The organism is Luteolibacter flavescens, from assembly GCF_025950085.1.
Taxonomy (GTDB): domain Bacteria; phylum Verrucomicrobiota; class Verrucomicrobiia; order Verrucomicrobiales; family Akkermansiaceae; genus Haloferula; species Haloferula flavescens.
Window position 1 is genome coordinate 595,018 of sequence record NZ_JAPDDS010000001.1, and the last position, 18,887, is coordinate 613,904.

Genomic DNA, 18,887 nt, shown 5'->3' on the forward strand with positions numbered 1-18,887 from the left:
TCTCCACACCTTGGACCTTCTCTCCAATCCCTTTTACCAACGTGCGCTCGCCGCGGCGATCCTCATTGGTTTCACGAATGGCTTCTTCAGCGGCATCGTGATCCTGCGGCGGAATGCCCTGTCCGTGAGCGCGCTGTCGCACACCATGCTGCCCGGCATCACGCTCGGCATCCTCATCACCGGCGTGCTCACGCAGCTCAGCGCCTTCGTCGGTGCCTTGTTCGCGGCGCTGATGGTCGGTCTGGGATCGGTGGCGGTGGCACGGGGAAATCGCGTTGCCCAGGGCACCGCGCTGGCCGTGATCTACACCACCGCCTTCGCCGCGGGCGTGGCGCTGCTGCCTCGCCTCGATACCCGGCAGGAGCTGGAGCACTGGCTCTTCGGCGACATCATGGCCGTGGGAAATGCCGACCTGTGGGTAGCCTTCGGCATCGGTGCCTTCACCCTCCTGATCGCGAACCTGCTGATGCGCCCGCTGCTGCTCACCATGTTCGAGCCGAATGTGGCGGCAGCGCAGGGCGTGCCGGTACGATTCATCCAATACTTGATGTTCGCCCTGCTGGTGCTGTCTCTGGTCGCCTCTCTGCAGGCGGTCGGTTGCGTCCTTTCCGTCGGCATGCTGGTCGCTCCCGCTGCCACCGTCTCGCTGCTCACCGACAAGACCTCCGCCCTTTTCTGGGGAGGAGGCGCGGTTGGGGCGATCGGCGCTGCGGCGGGCGTCTTTCTCTCCGGCCCGCTCGGCATGGCGCCCGGGCCGGTGATCGTGATGCTGCTCGGCGTGCTGTTCCTTCTCGCGTGGCTTTTCAGTCCCCGCTACGGCGTTCTCGCTTGGCGAAGATAGCCCGCCTCACGGGACCTCGGTTGCTTCCAGGCGAAGGAATCCCTTCTCGCCAAGCGGCAACCATGCACGCCGCTGCTCGGTGACTCCGTCCGTCGAGATCATCTCGTCATTCTCCGCAGGCACCCAATCGAGCAGGCCAGCCGATTGAGAGGCCGAGAGTATGCCATCGTCGCGGTCGCGGCGCAGCGAGTAGTTCAGCTCGAATCTCGTCCCTCCGGCATCCAGACCGGAGACCAGCGGTGTTTGAGCCGATGGATTGCTGCCCATCAGATACTCGGTCAGATTGGAAAGACCATCCTGATCCGGATCCGAGCCTGCATCACCGGACGCGGAGGTGCCGAGGCCCGAGGAAATACGCCAGGCATAGTAGCCGGCCACGCCGCTGCCGGGTCCCGGAGTGGAGGCACTCCATGCGGTCGGGTCGCTGCCCTGCCTGCGGACTCCATTGCGTCGGATGGACGAACCCGTTCCCGATGCCGTCGTCGGCCAAGGAGCCTGGGCCAGATAGTTCACCTCGTCCTCAAGCATCAGCCCGATGTATCCCGGCTCGTCCTCCGGTGGCGGCACGGTCCGGCGCAGGCGCACGGTTCCGGAGGTATTCCCCAGTGAAGTCCCCACTGACCAAGGACCGACCAAGCGCACCTGGGCCGCCACGCCATACTGGCTGCGGAAAGCCGTGACCTGCGAGGTCTGCACCGCGGGGTCGAAGGCCACCATCACGATCGCCTCGCCGGGAGCAATGGTGAAGCCCGCCGGGAAATCAAAGTCCACGTCGCCGCGCATCGTCCAATTTGCGAGCGACTCGGCGATACCTCCCGTATTCGAAATCTCCACGAATTCCGGCGTGCTGCCCGAGGGATGATAGTGGATCTCCGTCACTTGCACCGGACCCACACGCGGCACTGTGTTTGCAGCCAATGGTGTGAAGCTCGCAAGCGGGACGAGCGGACCACTGCCATCCGGCGAACGACCGTAGGCCACGCCAGGACTCACAGGCGTCCATCCTTCCTGCTGCTCGAAGTGCCGCAGCCTGCCGCTCGCGGGGTCGGCAGAGATCAGCCAGAGCGATCCACCGCGCCGCCCATCCAACGAGAACTCCCCTTCCCCGGGTGTCCCGGGCGAGGGATTCCATCCGCCGTTCGGATTGAAGTCGGTCTCATCGAAGACGACGTAGCCGCCCGCCGGGATCACCGTGCCGTCGGGAATCCGGAAGCGCCGGTAATCCTCCTCGCTGATCGCTTCCACGATGTTGCTCAGATACCAGCCACTGAGATCGACAGCGCTCGATCCATTGTTCCGCAGCTCGATCTGGTCCAGCTCCGGGGAAACGGGATTGGCCAGAAGCTCATTGATCACCACTGATGACGGCGGCGCCGCGGGATCGATACCCGGGCTACCGTGGACCGATGTGCTCGCAGCCCAATTCGCAGGGTTCGCATAGTCCGCTGCGGTGTGGGTGGTGCCCGTGTAAGCGAGCGCGCTGCCCGGGCCATCCGCCCGGACCGGCCAATCGCCGCTGTCGCCATACTCGAAATTCGCGATGGTCGTGCCCATACGATTCACCAGCAGGATCTCCTCGCCGCTGTTGCTGAGATTGGCACTGCCCGTCCAGCGTCCGGCAATGCGTGCGGCTGCGGCGCTGCCATAACGCTCGGCAAATGCGGCCGGATTTTTCACGATCAACGCACGTTCACCGGGCGCGAGCGTGAATGGTGCGAGCGTGACAGCCGTCACCGGCTTGCCATCCATCAGCTTCACCCCGTCGAGGTTCACCGGAGTCGCCGAGGAGTTCTTCAGCTCGATCCACTCGAATTCCCCTCCCTCGACGCTTGGCAGGGCTGTCAGTTCAGCGGTCGTCGGTTCCATCGGATGATAGTTCACCGCGCTGACCATCAGATTCGAAGAGGACGCAAACACCTCGTCCACCAGATAGAGAGCCTCGGCCGGACCGCTCCAATTCGTCGCGGGCATCGAGTAGCTTCCCGAGCGGAAGGCACGCGCCTTCACCCGCAGCGTGGCGGGGATGGAAATCGTGGAGCCCGTTGAATAGGCGATCGCCGTCGGCGAAACACCGCCACCCACCGCACGCGGATCACTACCATCGAGGGTGTAGTAAACCGTCGTGCCGGAGGGCACCGCGATCATGGTCGTCTGGCCCGCCGTCACGACTCCGGACGGCCGCGCGATCACGGGCTGCGAAGCGAATTGCGAGTCGATCCAGGAGCTTCGGTTCGTCAGCCAGGTGAGCAGCTTGTTCGTCTCGGTCGCGATGTTGTTGGAGCTTGCACCATACCATCTCGTGTAGTCGCGGGTCGTCGGATTGTCGGAGTCTGACGTCCTGAATTCGGCGAGGTAGCCACTGAGCACCGCCTGAATGTTCGTGGTCGCCAAGGGGCCGCGGCGCAAGGCCTGCCAGCGGTCCACGTAAAGCTGGCGGAACTCGATATCGGCGAAGAGGCGGTCCCACCAGGCGTAGGTGAAGTAGTTCGTCGCATCGCCCCCACCTGGCCAGGTCGCGAAGTCATCGTCGCGCCAGTCGGTCGAGTTTGCCGAGCGGTCGAAGTCCCACAGAGGCCCTGCCACCATCACCCCGCCTCGGTCCTTGTGGAAATAGGCGCTCAGCCGGAGCGCATCGACGTTCTTCGTCACGCCCACGAAGATATTGTGATCCACCCACGACTCGGAATCGATGAACGACCGATAGTTCCGCGTGTTGAAGCCGGAGGCGGCCTCGTTGAACAAGGTGTCCTCAAAGTCCTGGAAGTAATTCACCATGTACGACGACTGCTGGACAGGCAGGTTCGGCAGCTTCGGACGGTAGATCACGAGGTTGTCCAGCGGCGGCAGGGCGCGATTGGTAGTCCATGCGAATTCATCGGAATCCTTCCGGTCCACCTTGAAGATGTAGCCGCCGGTGACTCCCGGTGACGTGGTGTCGGAGGGCTCGATGCCCGTCACATCGACGCGGTCATTGTCGCGGCGGATCGACTCGCAGAGGATATACACGCCGCGGTAGTCCGCATACTCAAGCGAGTCGCCGTCCTGGTTGAAATAGACCTCCACCAATCGCGTCCGCGGGGCCCAGCGCCCCGCCTGCCGGCTGATCTCGTAGATCCAGGCATTCCGCATGAAGGCGCGGTCAAAGTCGTAGCAACTGATGAGCGCCCAGTCCGACCCCGCAGGCATGCCGAGCAGCGGCGAGTCCGTCTCGGTACCGCTCTCGTCGAGGAATTCGATGCCGTAGGATTTCTTCGGGAAGCTGGCCGAGCTGCTGCCGCGGAGCTTAACGCCCACGTTCCGCGTGAGCGAAGGGGTGGCCGTGGCTGCGAGCGATGCATAGCCCGAGGCATCCCGGTCATAGACTTGCATGCGGGCACTGCGGGCGACGTTGTCATTCGCGATCTCGCCGCCGCCCCGGTTGTTCAGCACCACCACTGGCAAGGCCGATTTGAAGGCCGCATTGGAGGACCGGTAGTTCGACATGCTGGAGTCCAGCTTCTCGTAGTGGCCCGCGGAAATCAGACCCAGTGCTCCCGTCGTCGGATTGTAAACGCGGGCGCGGATGAGGGAGCTGTTGGTAACGGAAATGGCACCGGTGTAGAGAGTGGAGGTCGCGCCGGGCAGGCTGCCATTCGTGGTGTAGCGGATCTGCTGGCCGGCGAGCGCACCGGTCAGCGTCAGATTGAAATTCGACGCAAAGGTCCCGGAAGCCCGCGAGAAATTCACCGGCTGGGGAATGACCGTCCCGGCCACTCCCGGATTCCTGGCACCCGGGGTCGGCGTGCCGAAATAGGCTGGATCGGGATTCCCGGTCCCTTCCGACTCCGCTTCCAGCGTCACGCGGAAGAGCAGGTCGCTGCTGTTCACACCGCGGTTCAGCACTTGGAAAGCGAGAGCATTCTGCCCCGCCACCAGATTGGAAGCGCTCTCGGTGACGATGAAATCTTCATAGACCAGCGCCTCGGGATCCTCGTGGGTTTGGGTCGCCTCGCTGTTCCAGAGCAGCGGTGTAGGAGCATTCCGCCGCACCTGTGTTCCGTTGGAAAGCAGCGGCTGGCCGTTCATCCAGGAAGCGAATCCATCATCATATTTCACCCGCAGGCGCAGGCGAGTCGGCGTCAGACCGGCGGGCATGGTGAAAGGCATCCGCACGTAGCACGAGGTGCGCAGGCCATACATCGCGTTCTCGGTATTCCCGTTCGATCCGATCTCCGGCAGGAAGTTGATCGAGGTATTTCGATCATAGCCGATCCCCTGGGTCGCATTGACCCAGCCCGATGCGGGATAGTTGGTGGTGATCCATGAACTGTCCGGATTCGTCGCCGACAATGGCACGGCCCACAGTGCCTGGGACGTCTCCGATACCAGCGTGGTGGTCACCACATTGCTCGGTCGCCCGTAGGAAATATCCGCATATTGCGGAGGGTAAGTCGGCGAGAATTGGGATGCCACCCCGACGCCATTCGCCCGGATCAGCCCGAGGTATTCGCCATCCGCGGATAGCGAGAAATTCGTATGCAACGGCTGTCCCGGAACCCGCCGGTCTTTTCCGGACGCAAATACCACCAGATAGCCGCCCGGCGGGATCGTGACGGCAGGGAATCGCCACTTGGTCTTCGAGCCCGAATTGTCGGTCAGATACCAATTTGTGAGGTTCGCCGTGGTGGTGTCCGGATTGTAAATTTCCACCCAATCCGGCCTGTCGCCGTCCTCGTCCTCCAGTCCGTTCTGGTTGCTGGCGCAGAACTCATTAATCACCGGATCCGCCTTCAATGGCGTTAATGTCACCAAAAATAGACTGCAAATCAGGGAAATGGGGCGCATTTTCAGGAGGGGATCTAAAGGGCTTTCCAGAGGCACTGGATTTTTCACGTCACCGTGGCAAGGACGGTTTACCGTTCGTTTGGAGCGGCATGCGTCATCCGGCATTGATCATGGCGACATGAGATACGGAAACATACACAATTCCGAAGTGGACTACGGAGGGCCGAGAGCGTATGCGGATCTTACCCATGGCTCATTTCCCTGAGATACCCAAGATCGCCTACGAAGGCCCGAAGTCGAAAAATCCGCTCGCATTCAAGCACTACAATCCCGACGAGATCATCGAGGGAAAATCGATGCGGGATCACCTCCGTTTCGGTGCCGCCTATTGGCACGTGATGCGGAACTCCCTGTCCGACCCTTTCGGCGGGGGCACCGCCGTAATGCCGTGGGACGACTACTCGGACTCCGTGGACAACGCGAAGAACCGCGCCGATGTCTTCTTCGAGTTCCTCGATAAGATCGACATCGACTACTACTGCTTCCACGACCGCGACATCGCGCCGGAGCTGAATGATTTCACCAAGTCCACCGACGCGCTCAATGCGGTGGTGGCGCACCTCGGAGGCCTGCAAAAGGCCACCGGCAAGAAGCTCCTCTGGGGCACCGCCTGCCTCTTCTCCCACGGCCGCTATTCCCAAGGTGCCGGCACTTCGCCGGATGCCCGCGTCTTCGCCTATGGTGCCGCGCAGGTGAAGGCTGCCATGGATGCCACCCACGCGCTGGGCGGCGAAGGCTACACCTTCTGGGGCGGCCGCGAAGGCTACGCCACGCTGCTGAATACCGACATGAAGCGCGAACTGGACCACCTCGCCGCCCTGCTCCACATGGCCGTGGACTACGCGAAGAAGATCGGCTTCACCGGACAATTCTACATCGAGCCGAAGCCGCGCGAACCCTCCACGCACCAGTATGACTCGGACTCCGCCGCGTGCCTGAACTTCCTCCGCGAATACGGGCTGCTCGATCACTTCAAGCTGAACATCGAGACCAACCACGCGACGCTGGCAGGCCACACGATGGAGCACGAACTGACCGTGGCCCTCGCCGCCAATGCGCTCGGCTCGATCGATGCGAACCAGGGCGACACCCTGCTCGGCTGGGACACCGACCAATTCCCGACCGACCTCTACGGCACCTCGAAAGTGATGCTGAAGGTGCTGGAAATGGGTGGCTTCACCACCGGCGGCCTGAACTTCGACGCGAAGCGCCGCCGCGAATCCCACGAGCCGATCGATCTCTTCCACGCCCACATCGGCGGCATGGATGCCTTTGCCCGCGGCCTGAAAGTCGCCGCCGCCGTCCGCGAGGATGGCCGCATCGCCGAGATGCTGAAGACGCGCTACTCGAGCTGGGATACCGAATTCGGAGCGAAGATCGAGGCGGGCAAGTCCAGCCTCGACGAGCTGACCGAGTGGGTGAAGGGCCAGCCGGAGCCGGTGATCGCATCGGGCCGCCAGGAGCTGCTCGAGAACATCCTCAACGACCTTCTGTGACCGGAGGCGGGTTCACGCCCGCTGAATCGTCACCTTCCAACGGGTGCCAAACGGCCCGGGACTTGCGTCCCGGGCCGTTTACTTTCCAGCAGTCTAACTACGAAATTCACCAGGCAGGCAGGAACGTTCCCGCCGAAGCCTCATAGCGGAAATCCGCGCCGTCCGGCTGATAGCGGACGACGATGACGTGCTTGCCCGGAGACAGCGTGGCCTTGCCATCCTTCACCGGGGTGCCGTCGATCCACGCGCCCTTCACGTTCGCGGGCAGCTTCAACGAGATGTCGGTGGAGGAAGCAAATTCGATGCGTGTCGCGGCGAAGACTTCCTTCGCATCGCCAAGCATCGGAGCCGCCTCGCTGGCCAGCAGGCGACCATTGACCGTGCCGGTAATGGACATCCACGGGAGGGATGCGTCACCCTTCTCGGCAGCACCGGCGGGCAGTGCGTCCGTCGCGGCAAGCAGGGCCCACACGCGGGGTGCCCGGCTCTTCGTCGCGTCATAGTCACCCGGCTTTCCAAGCTGCGAGAGAAACTTGTAAAGATCCGCCTGCTCCTGTTCGGTGAGGCTGGCGGTGAGACCGGCGGGCATCAGGCTGCCGGAATCCGTGCGCTTCAGGATGGCATCATCTGCGAGCGTGATTTCCTGGCCCACGGAGTCCGCGATGACGGTCTGGCCGCCACCGCTCTTCAGCAGGCGACCCATGATCGTGCGGCCGTCGCGGGTCTCGATGACCACCGCGTGGTAGCCTTCCTTCACCTTCACCCCGGGCAGGACGACAGACTCGACGAGGTAGTCGAGGGGAGCGCTGGCACCGATCGAGGTCATGTCAGGACCCACCTTGCCACCGGCGCCACCGAGGGCGTGGCAAGCGGCGCAGGCGAGCATGGGACGGCGGTAGATCAGTTCGCCGCGGGCGGCATCGCCCTTCGCCGCCGCCATCTCGGCGATGGCGTGGATCTCGTCGGACGAATGACCTCCGGGAGCGGTTGCGGCACCGGCTTGCTCGCGCAGTGCGCCCAACAGTCCGGCGTGCTCATCGATGTCCGGGACGGCCGGGAGATTCAGCGCGGCGGTCTTTTCATCCAACGGCTGGGCAAGAAATGACTTCGCGAGGTCATCCGAGAGTCCGCTGAGTGAAAGCGCCTGCTGCCAGAAGGCGCGAGCCTCCGTCGGGTCTTGGAGATCCGGCAGTAGCGAGCGGATCGCGACCAGCGCGTCGGAGCGGTGATTTTTCACGAGGGCCAGCGCGGCCACCCGCTTCAGCGAGGCGGGCGAGGCCGAGCCGACCACTGCCTGCAGGGCTTCCTTCGCCGAGGAATCCGCGAAGTGCGAAAGCCCATCGAGCGCGGCAATCCGGATCGGCTCCGGAGTGCTCGCCTTCGCAGCGGTGGCGGAAAGATCAGGCTGCAATGCAGCCACCCGCAGCGCTCCGGCGAGGCGCAGTGAAGCAGCCACCACCTGGGCATCCTCCGCGGCGAACATCGTGCGGAGTTCCGCGGTCCGGTCCGCAAGCTTCACGCCGCGGCCGGAAACCGTGGCTTCCAGATCGCCGAGAATCTTGACCGTCACCTTGTTGTCGAAGCCTGCCCACAGGGCCTGCTTGTAAACGGCGTCCAGCAGCACGGGATCCGCGGTCTTGATCGCAAGGCCCACCCACGGGCCGGAGCCGTCGCGCGGCAGCGGGCTCGGCATCAGTTTGCGGAGGCCCTCCATCCCCTGCCCGCCCGGCAGATTCGCCAGTGCGAACTCCAGGGAAGCCTCGCGACCATCCAGCGGCAGCTTGCCATCCAGCAAGGCCGAGAGCCATGCAGAGCCGCGCTCGTAGGTGGTGAGCCACAGCGCGTAATCGAGGAAGCGGTCCCGCGGCAGCTTGAGCGCCTGCAGGGCGGCATCGGTCGCCTCCGGGGTATTCAGCTTGGCCAGGACGCGCACGGCCTCCAAGCGAACCCGCGGATGCTCGTCCACGGCGGCCTTTGCCAGGCGCGCGAATCCTTCTTCCGCGCTCAGCGCAGAAAGCCGGTCGCCCAGCGCCCTTACCCCGGCGGCACGGATGCGGCCATCGGCATCATCCAACACCTGCTCGTAGAGCTTCGGATTCTTCCAGCCCAGCGCCTCGCCCAGCCACAGTGCGGCGAGGCGGCCATCGCCATCTTTGACAGATCCCAGCCACTTCTCGGCGGCATCCTTCTTTTTCTGGGACTCCGGACGCGAGACAAACTCGGCAAGCGCTACATCGCGATGATGGCGGTGCGGCGAGGTCATCGCGGTGAGCAGGGACGACTCGGGGAGCTTCGTGAAATCCGGCACCTTTTCCTTCGCGGCAGCCTTCCGCGTGACCCGCCAGATGCGGCCGTGCTCGCGGTCGCGGCGCGGGTCGCGGAAATCGACCTCGCCGTGGTTGATGATCGGGTTCGACCAGTCGGCGATGTAGAGCGCGCCATCCGGGCCGATCTTCGCGTCGATGGGGCGGAAGCTCACGCTGTTCGAGCGCACGATGTCGCCCACCTCCTGGGCCGCGTAGCCGGAGCCCTGCTCGGAGATCGCGAAGCGGACGATGCGGTGCGCGCGGAAGTCACAGGTGATCATCGAGCCCTGCCAGCCCTGCGGGAAGTGCGGGGACTCGACGATCTCCAGGCCGCAGAACTTCGGATAGCTGCCCGGGCTGATGCTATCGAGCGTCTTCGGCGCGCGGGCGTAGGTGAAATACATCGCACCGGGCACGCCCCAGTTGATACCACCGCCGCCGGCACCGTCGGTCATGAAGGACTGGCCGTAGCGGTCGAATTGATGGCCCCACGCGTTGCACCAGCCGAAGAAGACGGTATCGAGCTTGTTCGAGCGGGGGTCGAATTTCATCACGCCGCCGCTTTTCAGGCGCATCACGCCGTGCGGCGTTTCGGCATCCGAGCGAGTGTAGATGCTCTGGTTGAACCAGATCTTGCCATCCGGCCCGCGGCGCAGCGTGTGGATATTGTGGTGGGTATCCTCCGTGCCGAAGCCGCTCAGCACGCGCTGCTTCACGTCGGCCTTTCCGTCGCCATCGGTGTCGCGGAAGTAGAGCAGGTCCGTGCTCTGGCCGACATAGCAGCCGTCATCGGTCGGCAGCAGGCCGGTCGGCATCAGCAGCCCCGTGGCAAAGGCCGTGGACTTCTCCGCCTTGCCGTCGCCATCGCGGTCCTCGAGGATCAGGATCTTGTCATCGGCCGTCTGGCCGACCTCGACCTGCGGATAGGTCTCCGCACTCGCGACCCACAGGCGGCCCTTCGAGTCGAAGTTCATCTGCGTCGGCTTGTAGAGCAGCGGATTCTCCGCCCACAGCGAGATTTCGTAGCCATCGGCCACGGTGAATTCCGGATGAGGCTGCGGCGTGTGGGCCGCCACCGCGGAGGTCGTCCGGGGCTTCGGCTCGGCCACCACCTTGGAAAGCGATCGCATCTCCGCGATACGGCCTTCCTCCTCGGCGACGAGCTTGTCGAAGGCGAGGATCTCACCCGCATTCCGCCCCTGCTCCGCCTTCCGGAAGCCGAAAATGTAGGCCATGTTCGCCGGGCGCGAACGGTGGAAGAACCACTCGTTCTTCCGCAGGATCGCGCGGCGCAGCGCCACGGCTGGCTTACCCTGCTCCCACTTGCCGGCACCCCAGCCGAGTTCTTTTTCGATCAGGCGCGCGGCGGCGCGGTAGCCCGCGGAATTCAGGTGGATACCATTGTCGGAGAGGTCCTTTTGACCGGCCAGCGGCTGGAGGGAAACGAAGGGCAGCCCGCGCTTCTCCGCCACCTCGCGCAGCACCGCATCGATTGCGGCGAGCGAAGCCACGTGCGCCTTCACCTCCTCGTCCGTGTCTCCTGCATGCGGGAAACGCGGCGGCGCGCCGAGCACCAGCACCCGCATGTCCTTCGCCTCGTCCAGCAGGCGCTCGAAATCCTTGCGGAACTCCTCCGGGGTTGGCCCGCCGGGCAGCGATGCGGCCATGCCGTAGCCGGTCACCAGCACGTTCGGCTGGTAGGTCTTGAGCTGGTTCTGCAACTGACGCCAGCCTTCCTCCGGTGGCTCCATGCCCGCCTGCAGGAGGCTCAGGCCACAGCGCGAGGCACCGTCCGGCAAGTCACCGCTCCACCCGAGATTCCGGAAAGTGACCGCGCGATCCGCGAAATGCGTCGTCGCCGCCATCTCGATCCACCCTTCATACTGCTCGCGCTCGATGAAGCCGTCGCCAAGGAATGCCACCCGGTCCCCGTCGCGGAACTCGAAGCGAGGCGCAGCGGTGACGGCCACCGTGCAGCCGAGGAAAATCAAGAAGCGGATCATGCGTGGAAACGGTCTACCCAAGTCAGGAGCGAATTGCATCCTACTGAATTCCATAGGACCGCACCTGTTTCCCGGGAACAGTAGCGCCAGTTATCACATAAATCACTGATGCCGAGAAGAGAATCACCTCACGCCAGCCCTCACGCGATAATTCGGGATGAGGAATCGTTTCACAATATTGCACTCCCTCTCCGGAGTGAGGTATCTCCTGTTTCAATCACCCGAAGCTTCCGGCCCCTCGTGACCCTGATGGTTAGCACATTTGCTATCTTTGGCCTCCTTTCCCCCATCGCGGCCCAGGAGAAGGAGAAGCGGCCTAATATTCTCTTCATCTTCGCGGACGACTGGGGACGCTACGCCGGGATCTATCACAAGCACGGCGCGCCCGGCTCGCCGCTCGCCGCCCTGAATGAATTCGTCAGCACGCCGAACTTCGACAGGCTCGCGTCGGAGGGAGTTCTCTTCCGCAACGCGCACGTCAATGCCCCGTCCTGCACCCCCTGCCGCAGCGCTCTGGTATCCGGACAGTATTTCTGGCGGACGGGCCGCGGGGCAATCCTGGTGGGGGCCAAGTGGGACCCGACCATCCCGTCCTTCCCTCTCCTGCTGCGTGACTCCGGCTACGACATCGGAAAGACCTACAAGGTCTGGGGGCCGGGTGAGCCGGTGGATGCCCCTTTCGACGGCGAGCGCCATGCCTTCGAGCAGGCAGGCAGGCGCTTCGGCCAGTTTTCCCAACAGGTGACGAAGATCGCCGCGAAAGGCAGGCCGGTCGAGGAAGCGAAGGACGTCCTGTATGCGGAGGTGCGTGGGAACTTCCGCCGTTTCCTCGCAAGCCGCGAGCCCGGGAAGCCCTTCCATTATTGGTTCGGCCCCACCAATACCCATCGCCATTGGCAGCAGGGCAGTGGCAAGGCGCTGTGGAAGATCGACCCCGAAAAGCTCAAGGGCAAGGTCCCGCCCTTCCTTCCTGACGTGCCGGAAGTGCGTGAGGATCTGGCCGACTATCTCGGCGAGGTGGCCGCTCTGGATGGCGCGATGGGCGCGCTGGTGGACGAGCTGAAGAAAACCGGCGAATACGAGAACACGTTGATCGTGATCAGCGGAGACCACGGAGCACCGGGCTTCTCCAACGGGAAGTGCAATCTCTACACCTTTGGCACCGGAGTTTCGCTCTCCATCACGGGACCGGGCGTAAAGGGCGGCCGGGTGGTGGATGATTTCGTGAATCTCACGGACATCGCGCCTACCCTGCTGGAAGCGGCGGACGTGGCCGTGCCACCCGTCGTCACCGGTCGCAGCCTGTGGCCTCTGCTTCGCGCTGAGAAGTCGGGGCAGATCGATCCAGCCCGGACCTGGACGCTCACCGGCCGGGAGCGCCATGTGGAAAACGCCCGCGAAGGTTCCCTGCCCTATCCCCAGCGGGCGATCCACTCGGGACAGTATCTTTACATCATCAATTTCAAGCCCGACCGCGATCCCATGGGTCGCCATGAGATCCTGGACAAGGACGGAGGACCGCCGATCGAGCGCGTGCGACAGGATACCCGGGTGGTGCTCGCCGACATGGACGCGGGCCCGACGAAGGCCTGGCTGGTGGCAAACCGGGCGACGGAATTCGGCAAGCCCTATTTCGACCGGGCCTTTGCCAAGCGCCCGAAGGAAGAGCTCTACGACCTCTCCAAAGATCCCTACGAGACGGTGAATGTCGCGAACCATCCCGCCTATGCGAAGACCCGGGCCGAGCTCGAGACCAAGCTGTTAGATGAGCTCAAGCGCAGCGGGGACCCGCGTGTGGTGAATGACGGTGCTTACTTCGAGAACCCGCCTCTTTCCGGACCGGTGAAGTGACGCAGGGAGAGCCAGTTCATGGAGTTTTCATGATTCCCTGCTCGACTGAGCGACTGCAGCCCCGGACGCTGGAGACTGATGAAACGCCTGCTTCTCCTGCTTTCCGCCTGCATGCTTCCCGCCACTGCAGCACCGGAAAAAAAGATCATCGATGGCGTCACGTATCACCTGCTCTCCGCAAAGCCCTCCCAGATCCGCATGGTATGGAAGGATGCGAAGGGCGGCCAGATCGAGACTTTCCCCCAGGCTGTCGCCCACCTCGCGAGCGAGAAGGAGACGCCGGAGACGATCATGAACGGAGGCATCTACGAGCCCGGTGGCATTCCCAGCGGGCTCCTCATCCAGGACGGGCGCGAGCTGACCCCGCTCAATCCCCGGAACGGCAAGGGCAACTTCTTCCTCAAGCCGAACGGCATCTTCCTCATCGGGGACAAAGGCGCCGCAGTGATCGACACCACCGAATATCCTCCCGCGGGCGTGAAAGTGACGCAGGCCGTCCAGTCCGGCCCTCTGCTGCTGCGGCGCGGGATCATCCATCCGGAATTCCGCGCCGGATCACCGAACCGCCTCCATCGCAACGGCATCGGAGTCGCGAAAGACGGCACCGTGGTCCTCGCGATGACGGATATCCGCTCGCCGAAGTATCCGAATCTCCACGAGTTCGCGAAGCTCTTCGCCGACCTCGGCTGCGAGGATGCTCTCTTCCTCGATGGCGACATCAGCCAGATGCGATCCGGAGAGGCGCTTGGGAAACCAAGCGGCCCCTTCGGGTCATTCATCGCGGTGGTGAAGGAAGTGAAGCCTGCGGACGAGGCTCCCTGAAGCGGAGGCTCACCTTGTCACCCGCAGGTCCAGCGTGACGGGGAATTCCATGCCGGGATCTTCCGGCGGGGACTCCACGTAGCTGACCAGCGGGCCGCCGGCGCGCTCTTCCACGCGGTGGTATCCGGCAATGCCCGATGTCGCGGGCTCGATCACCCCGGGCGTATGGCCATGCTGCCAGAAGCGGCTGACGCGGCGGGATTCCGCCTCGTAGGCATTCACCGGGAAGGTGTCGTAATTCCGGCCACCCGGATGAAGCACGTGATACACGCAGCCGCCGAGCGACCGCTTGTTCCAGGTGTCCACGACGTCAAAGGTCAGCGGCGTGTGAATGCCGATGGTCGGGTGCATGGAAGACCACGCATCCCACGCCTTGTAGCGCACGCCTGCGACGTATTCCCCCTTCCTGCCGGTGGGCATCAGCGGGATGCGGCGGCCATTGCAGACCAGCACGTGCCTGCCCTCGACCGCGCCGCGGACCTTCACCTGGATGCGCTCCACCGACGAATCGACGTAGCGCGCCGTGCCCTGAGAGGTGCTTTCCTCGCCGAGCACGTGCCATGGTTCCAGCGCCGCACGGATCTCGATCTCCACGCCGTGGTGGACGACGCGACCATAGACCGGAAAGCGGAACTCATGGAATGGCTCCAGCCAGTCCGCTTGGAAAGGAATGCCCGCGCTCTGCAGGCCACGCGCCACGTCCTTCATGTCCTCCCGGATGAAGTAGGGCAGCATGAAGCGGTCGTGCAGCTCCGTCCCCCAGCGCACGAGCTTCTTGTGATACGGCTCGTTCCAGAACCACGCCACCAGCGAGCGCACCAGCAGCATCTGCACGAGGCTCATGCGTGGATGCGGCGGCATTTCGAAGGCACGCAGCTCCAGGATGCCCAGGCGACCGCTCGCGGAGCCAGGTGCGTAGAGCTTGTCGATGCAGAATTCGGCACGGTGCGTGTTGCCCGTCAGGTCCGTCAGCATGTTCCGCAGGATGCGGTCCACCATCCAGGGCGGGTCACCGGCTTCGGGCAATTGCTCGAAGGCGATGTCCAGTTCGAACAAGCGGTCGTCCCGTCCCTCGTCCACCCGCGGTGCCTGGCTGGTCGGGCCGAGGAAGAGGCCGGAGAAGAGATAGGACAGCGCCGGATGGTGCTGCCAGAAGGTGATCAGGCTGCGCAGCACGCCCGGCTTCCTGAGGAAAGGACTGCGGTCCGGAGTCGCACCGCCGAGCGTGACGTGATTGCCGCCTCCGGTGCCGGTGTGGCGACCATCGAGCATGAATTTCTCCGTGCCCAGACGCGTCTGCCGTGCTGCTTCGTAAAGCGTCGTCGTATTGTCCACCAGCTCCCGCCAGTTGGTCACGGGGTGGACATTCACCTCGATCACACCCGGGTCCGGCGTCACCTTGATCCGCTCCACGCGGCGGTCCCATGGCATCTCGTAGCCCTCGATGATCACGGGCAGCTTCAACCGCGTGGCGGCATTTTCCACCGCCTCCAGCAGCGAAAGGTAGTGCTCCAGATGGGTCACCGGCGGGAAGAAAACGTGCAGCTTTTCATTCCGCGGCTCCACGCAGATCGCGGTCGTGGAGGTCAGCGCCCCACCATCGGCGGCGACCGGTGGCGCGGGACGGAATCCCGCGCTGGTCTGCAGCGTGCGACCGGCAGGCAGGATCTCGCCGTGCGGCGGGAGTGCATTCGACGCTTCCATGGGCGACGCCTCCAGCGCGGCCTGCTTCGAGCGCACTTCCTTGCTGGCCATCGCCAGTGAATCCAGCGGCAGGCGGAAGCCCATCGGCGAGCCTCCGGGAATGAGCGACATGCGTCCGCGGCGGAAGGTCCACAGGCTGCTCTTCCACTCGCCCGTGTCGGCATCCCACTCCACCGGCAGGACGAATCCGGTCGGCTTCGAAAGCCCGCGGTCCAACAGAGTCGCCAGGTAGCGCCGCTCCAGCGGGTCATCCAGATCCGCCGAATAGGGGTCCACGTTCGTCGGCAGCGTGCTCTCTTTCCACGCGTAGTAAAAGGCGTCCTCGAAGCCCGCGATGACATGCGCCTGCTGGCAGCCCAGCTCATCCGTCACCATCTCGGCAAAGCGGCGCGCCTCCTCGATGCCGTGGCCGGGATCGGAATTCGGGTCCGCCAGCAATGCCTCATCCTTCCACAGCGGTTGGCCGTCCTTCCGCCAGATGACCGTGTAGGCCCAGCGCGGCAGCGGCTCGCCCGGATACCATTTTCCCTCGCCGTAGTGAAGCAGCCCGCCAGTTCCAAAGGCATCCTTCAGCCGCTTCAGGAGGCCGAGCGCCAGCTTCCGTTTCGCCGGGCTGTCGGCCGTGAAATTCCACTCCGCGCCCTCCATGTCATCGATCGACACGAAGGTCGGCTCGCCGCCCATGGTCAGCGCGACATCGCCCGCTTCTAAAAGCTGGTCCACCTGCTCGCCCAGCGCTTCCACCGCGGACCATTCGGTCTCGGTGTAGGGCTTCGTCACGCGCGGATCTTCGTGGACGCGCTTCACTTCGTTCACCCAGAGAAACTCCGTCTCGCACTCGTCCACGCCACCCACCACCGGAGCGGCGCTCGCAGGCTCGGGCGTGCAGGACAGCGGGATATGGCCCTCACCGGCGAAGAGGCCAGAGGTGGGATCGAGCCCGATCCACCCGGCACCGGGAATGTAAACCTCTGCCCACGCGTGCAGGTCGGTGAAATCCTCCGTGGGACCGCTCGGCCCATCCAGCGACTCCTGGTCAGCCGTGAGCTGCACGAGGTAGCCGGACACGAATCTCGCCGCCAGGCCGAGGTGCCGCAGCGTCTGCACCAGTAGGTAGGCGGAGTCGCGGCACGAGCCCTTGCCCCGCTCGAAGGTCTGCTCACAGGTCTGCACGCCCGGCTCCAGGCGGATGACGTATCCCACCGCCTGATGGACCCGGAAATTCACGTCCACGAGGAAGTCCACCGTTCGCTTCTTCTCGCGCGGGATCGTTTCCAGCCACTTCGTGAAAAGCGGGCCGTCATCTTTGATCTTCAGGTAGGGAGCGAGCTCGTGCTTCAGCCCCGGCGAATACTTGAAGGGAAACTCCTCCGCCTCCTTCTCCAGGAAGAAATCGAAGGGATTGATCACCGTCATGTCCGCGACGAGATCGACTTCGATGCGAAAGTTCCGGGTCTTCTCCGGGAACACCACCCGCGCGGCCCAGTTTCCGAAGGGATCCTGCTGCCAATTGATGAAGTGGTTCGCCGGCTCGATATTCAGCGAGTAGGCCAGCACCGGAGTGCGCGCATGCACGCACGGCCGGAGCCGGATGACATGGGGCGACAGATTGACCTCGCGGTCGTAGCGGTACTCGGTGACGTGGTGAAGTCCGACTCGGATAGCCATGGGAAAGGGAGCGCGGCCATGAAGCGCCCGCCGTGCCAAGCGTGGCAAGGATGAACGGGTGTCGAGTCAGCGACCCGCCGTCAGCCCTTCACCACCTCGTAGCGCAACTCTGCCATGCCACTCCCCATCTGCCTTGCCGACGTGAGCCGCAGCGCCGGACTCAGCACCCGGCGGGGAAACAGCGGCTTGCCCTTCCCCAGCGTGACCGAGCCGATCTGTACAATGATCTCGTCCAAAAGACCCGCATCATGAAATTGCCCGGCAAGGTCGCCACCACCCACGATCCACAGGTTCTTCCCACCCGCCGCCGCGGTCATTTCCGCGTGAACCTTCGCGACATCGCCTCGGACGAAACGGATGTCAGCGCCCTCGATCACCGGGAGGTCGCGGCTTGAGAAAACCCATGCCGGCTGGCTGTAGGGCCACGGAGATCCGACTTCTGCAATCACCTGCTCTGCATTGCGCAGCATCCATTCGTAGGTGCCCGAGCCCATGGCCAGAGCGCCGACGTCCGCGATAAAGGCCGGATAGCTCGAGTCATTGAGGTCGCCGAGCGGGAAAAGCCACTCGAGCGAATGATCCTCTGTGGCGATGAAGCCATCGAGACTCGTCGCGGTATAATACTGCGTCTTCACGGACACCTCTCTAACAGCCCTCCAGGATCACTCCAAGTAGCCGAAGTCGAAGATCACGATTTCCTCGATGGGATCGGTCCAGCTCTCGAAACCGGGCGTGGCGCTTTTCAGCGGCAGAATGGTGATCTCGTTGTAAGTGGTCTCGCCCTTGTTGCGGGCCAGGCAGCGCACCTTCAGCGTCTTGGGGGCAGTGGAGGTGATTGCTGCAATCAGCGGCTCGCCGTCCTTGAACTCGATCTTGAGGTAGGGCCGGTCCTCGGGAGCCTCCTTGACGATCTTCGGTCGCGCGAGTCCATCCGGCGCCTCGGCAAAGCGAGCGATCACCGTCTCGCCCTTCTTGACCACCACCTTCTCGGTCAGTTCGTCGGGAGACTTCGGCTCGTCGGGCACCTTCACGCGCACGCCGGGCTTCTTGTCCTCTTCCTCCTCGGCCTTCAAGCGGGCGGTTTCGGCTTCCTTCTCAGCGATGACCTTCTTTACCGCCGCAATTCCCGCGTCACTGAGCCGCGCGAAGGGCAGGTCAAATTCCTTCCCATCCGCTCGGCGGATTTTCACGGAGTCGTCATCCGCCGAAATCACTTCCGCCTGGATGGTCTTCCCGTCCTTGCCCTCGATCGCGATCGTCTTCGCCGCGTCTGCCGCGGGCGCATCACCCTCTTGGGCGAAGGCTGCACCCGACAGCAAAGCCATGAACCAGATCGCACGCATACCCCTCGCTTTCATGAGGGATACTTCTG

Annotated in this window: 9 protein-coding genes; 4 read left to right on the top strand and 5 right to left on the bottom strand. The window is 63.9% G+C overall.

The window, feature by feature from the left end; all coding sequences use genetic code 11:
- Window positions 1-10 precede the first annotated feature (10 nt).
- Window positions 11-841: a metal ABC transporter permease gene (locus tag OKA04_RS02515; RefSeq protein WP_264499543.1), complete on the top strand. Its 831-nt coding sequence runs from the start codon at window positions 11-13 to the stop codon at window positions 839-841.
- A 6-nt stretch (window positions 842-847) separates the two neighbouring features.
- On the opposite strand, the gene OKA04_RS02520 is transcribed toward OKA04_RS02515, so the two are convergent.
- A complete protein-coding gene (locus OKA04_RS02520; protein ID WP_264499544.1) occupies window positions 848-5,629 on the bottom strand; it encodes a lamin tail domain-containing protein in 4,782 nt (1,593 codons plus the stop codon).
- Between the two features lie 224 nt (window positions 5,630-5,853).
- Here OKA04_RS02520 and xylA point away from each other — a divergent pair, with 224 nt between their 5' ends.
- Window positions 5,854-7,161 (top strand): xylose isomerase, encoded by a 1,308-nt coding sequence (xylA, locus tag OKA04_RS02525; protein ID WP_264499545.1) that lies wholly within the window; start codon window positions 5,854-5,856, stop codon window positions 7,159-7,161.
- Between the two features lie 106 nt (window positions 7,162-7,267).
- Here xylA and OKA04_RS02530 read toward each other — a convergent pair whose 3' ends face one another.
- The gene (locus OKA04_RS02530) at window positions 7,268-11,470 is read right to left on the bottom strand and encodes a PVC-type heme-binding CxxCH protein (protein ID WP_264499546.1); all 4,203 of its coding nucleotides are present in this window, start codon (window positions 11,468-11,470) and stop codon (window positions 7,268-7,270) included.
- Between the two features lie 249 nt (window positions 11,471-11,719).
- On the opposite strand from OKA04_RS02530, the gene OKA04_RS02535 reads away from it, so the two are divergent.
- Together OKA04_RS02535 and OKA04_RS02540 are read left to right on the top strand one after the other, a co-directional pair.
- Complete coding sequence (locus OKA04_RS02535) at window positions 11,720-13,321, top strand: sulfatase family protein (RefSeq protein WP_264499750.1); 1,602 nt, start codon at window positions 11,720-11,722, stop codon at window positions 13,319-13,321.
- 78 nt (window positions 13,322-13,399) lie between these two features.
- The gene (locus tag OKA04_RS02540) at window positions 13,400-14,143 is read left to right on the top strand and encodes a phosphodiester glycosidase family protein (RefSeq protein ID WP_264499547.1); all 744 of its coding nucleotides are present in this window, start codon (window positions 13,400-13,402) and stop codon (window positions 14,141-14,143) included.
- A gap of 9 nt (window positions 14,144-14,152) precedes the next feature.
- Here the strand turns inward: OKA04_RS02540 and OKA04_RS02545 are convergent, their stop codons facing one another.
- From OKA04_RS02545 to OKA04_RS02555, 3 genes are all read right to left on the bottom strand, one after another.
- Entirely contained in the window at window positions 14,153-17,515 is a 3,363-nt protein-coding gene (locus OKA04_RS02545; RefSeq protein WP_264499548.1) for a transglutaminase family protein, read from the bottom strand.
- Window positions 17,516-17,595: 80 nt separating this feature from the next.
- Window positions 17,596-18,150, bottom strand: a complete 555-nt coding sequence (locus OKA04_RS02550; protein WP_264499549.1) for a dihydrofolate reductase family protein — start codon at window positions 18,148-18,150, stop codon at window positions 17,596-17,598.
- Window positions 18,151-18,177: 27 nt separating this feature from the next.
- Complete coding sequence (locus tag OKA04_RS02555) at window positions 18,178-18,840, bottom strand: hypothetical protein (protein ID WP_264499550.1); 663 nt, start codon at window positions 18,838-18,840, stop codon at window positions 18,178-18,180.
- Between the last annotated feature and the right edge of the window lie 47 nt (window positions 18,841-18,887).

What these genes read in the sequence shown, in the direction of transcription:
- OKA04_RS02530 (WP_264499546.1), bottom strand. Translation starts at nt 11,470, where the DNA reads ATGATCCGCTTCTTGATTTTCCTCGGCTGCACGGTGGCCGTCACCGCT.
- OKA04_RS02545 (WP_264499548.1), bottom strand. Translation starts at nt 17,515, where the DNA reads ATGGCTATCCGAGTCGGACTTCACCACGTCACCGAGTACCGCTACGAC.
- OKA04_RS02555 (WP_264499550.1), bottom strand. Translation starts at nt 18,840, where the DNA reads ATGGCTTTGCTGTCGGGTGCAGCCTTCGCCCAAGAGGGTGATGCGCCC.
- OKA04_RS02540 (WP_264499547.1), top strand. Translation starts at nt 13,400, where the DNA reads ATGAAACGCCTGCTTCTCCTGCTTTCCGCCTGCATGCTTCCCGCCACT.
- OKA04_RS02535 (WP_264499750.1), top strand. Translation starts at nt 11,720, where the DNA reads ATGGTTAGCACATTTGCTATCTTTGGCCTCCTTTCCCCCATCGCGGCC.
- xylA (WP_264499545.1), top strand. Translation starts at nt 5,854, where the DNA reads ATGGCTCATTTCCCTGAGATACCCAAGATCGCCTACGAAGGCCCGAAG.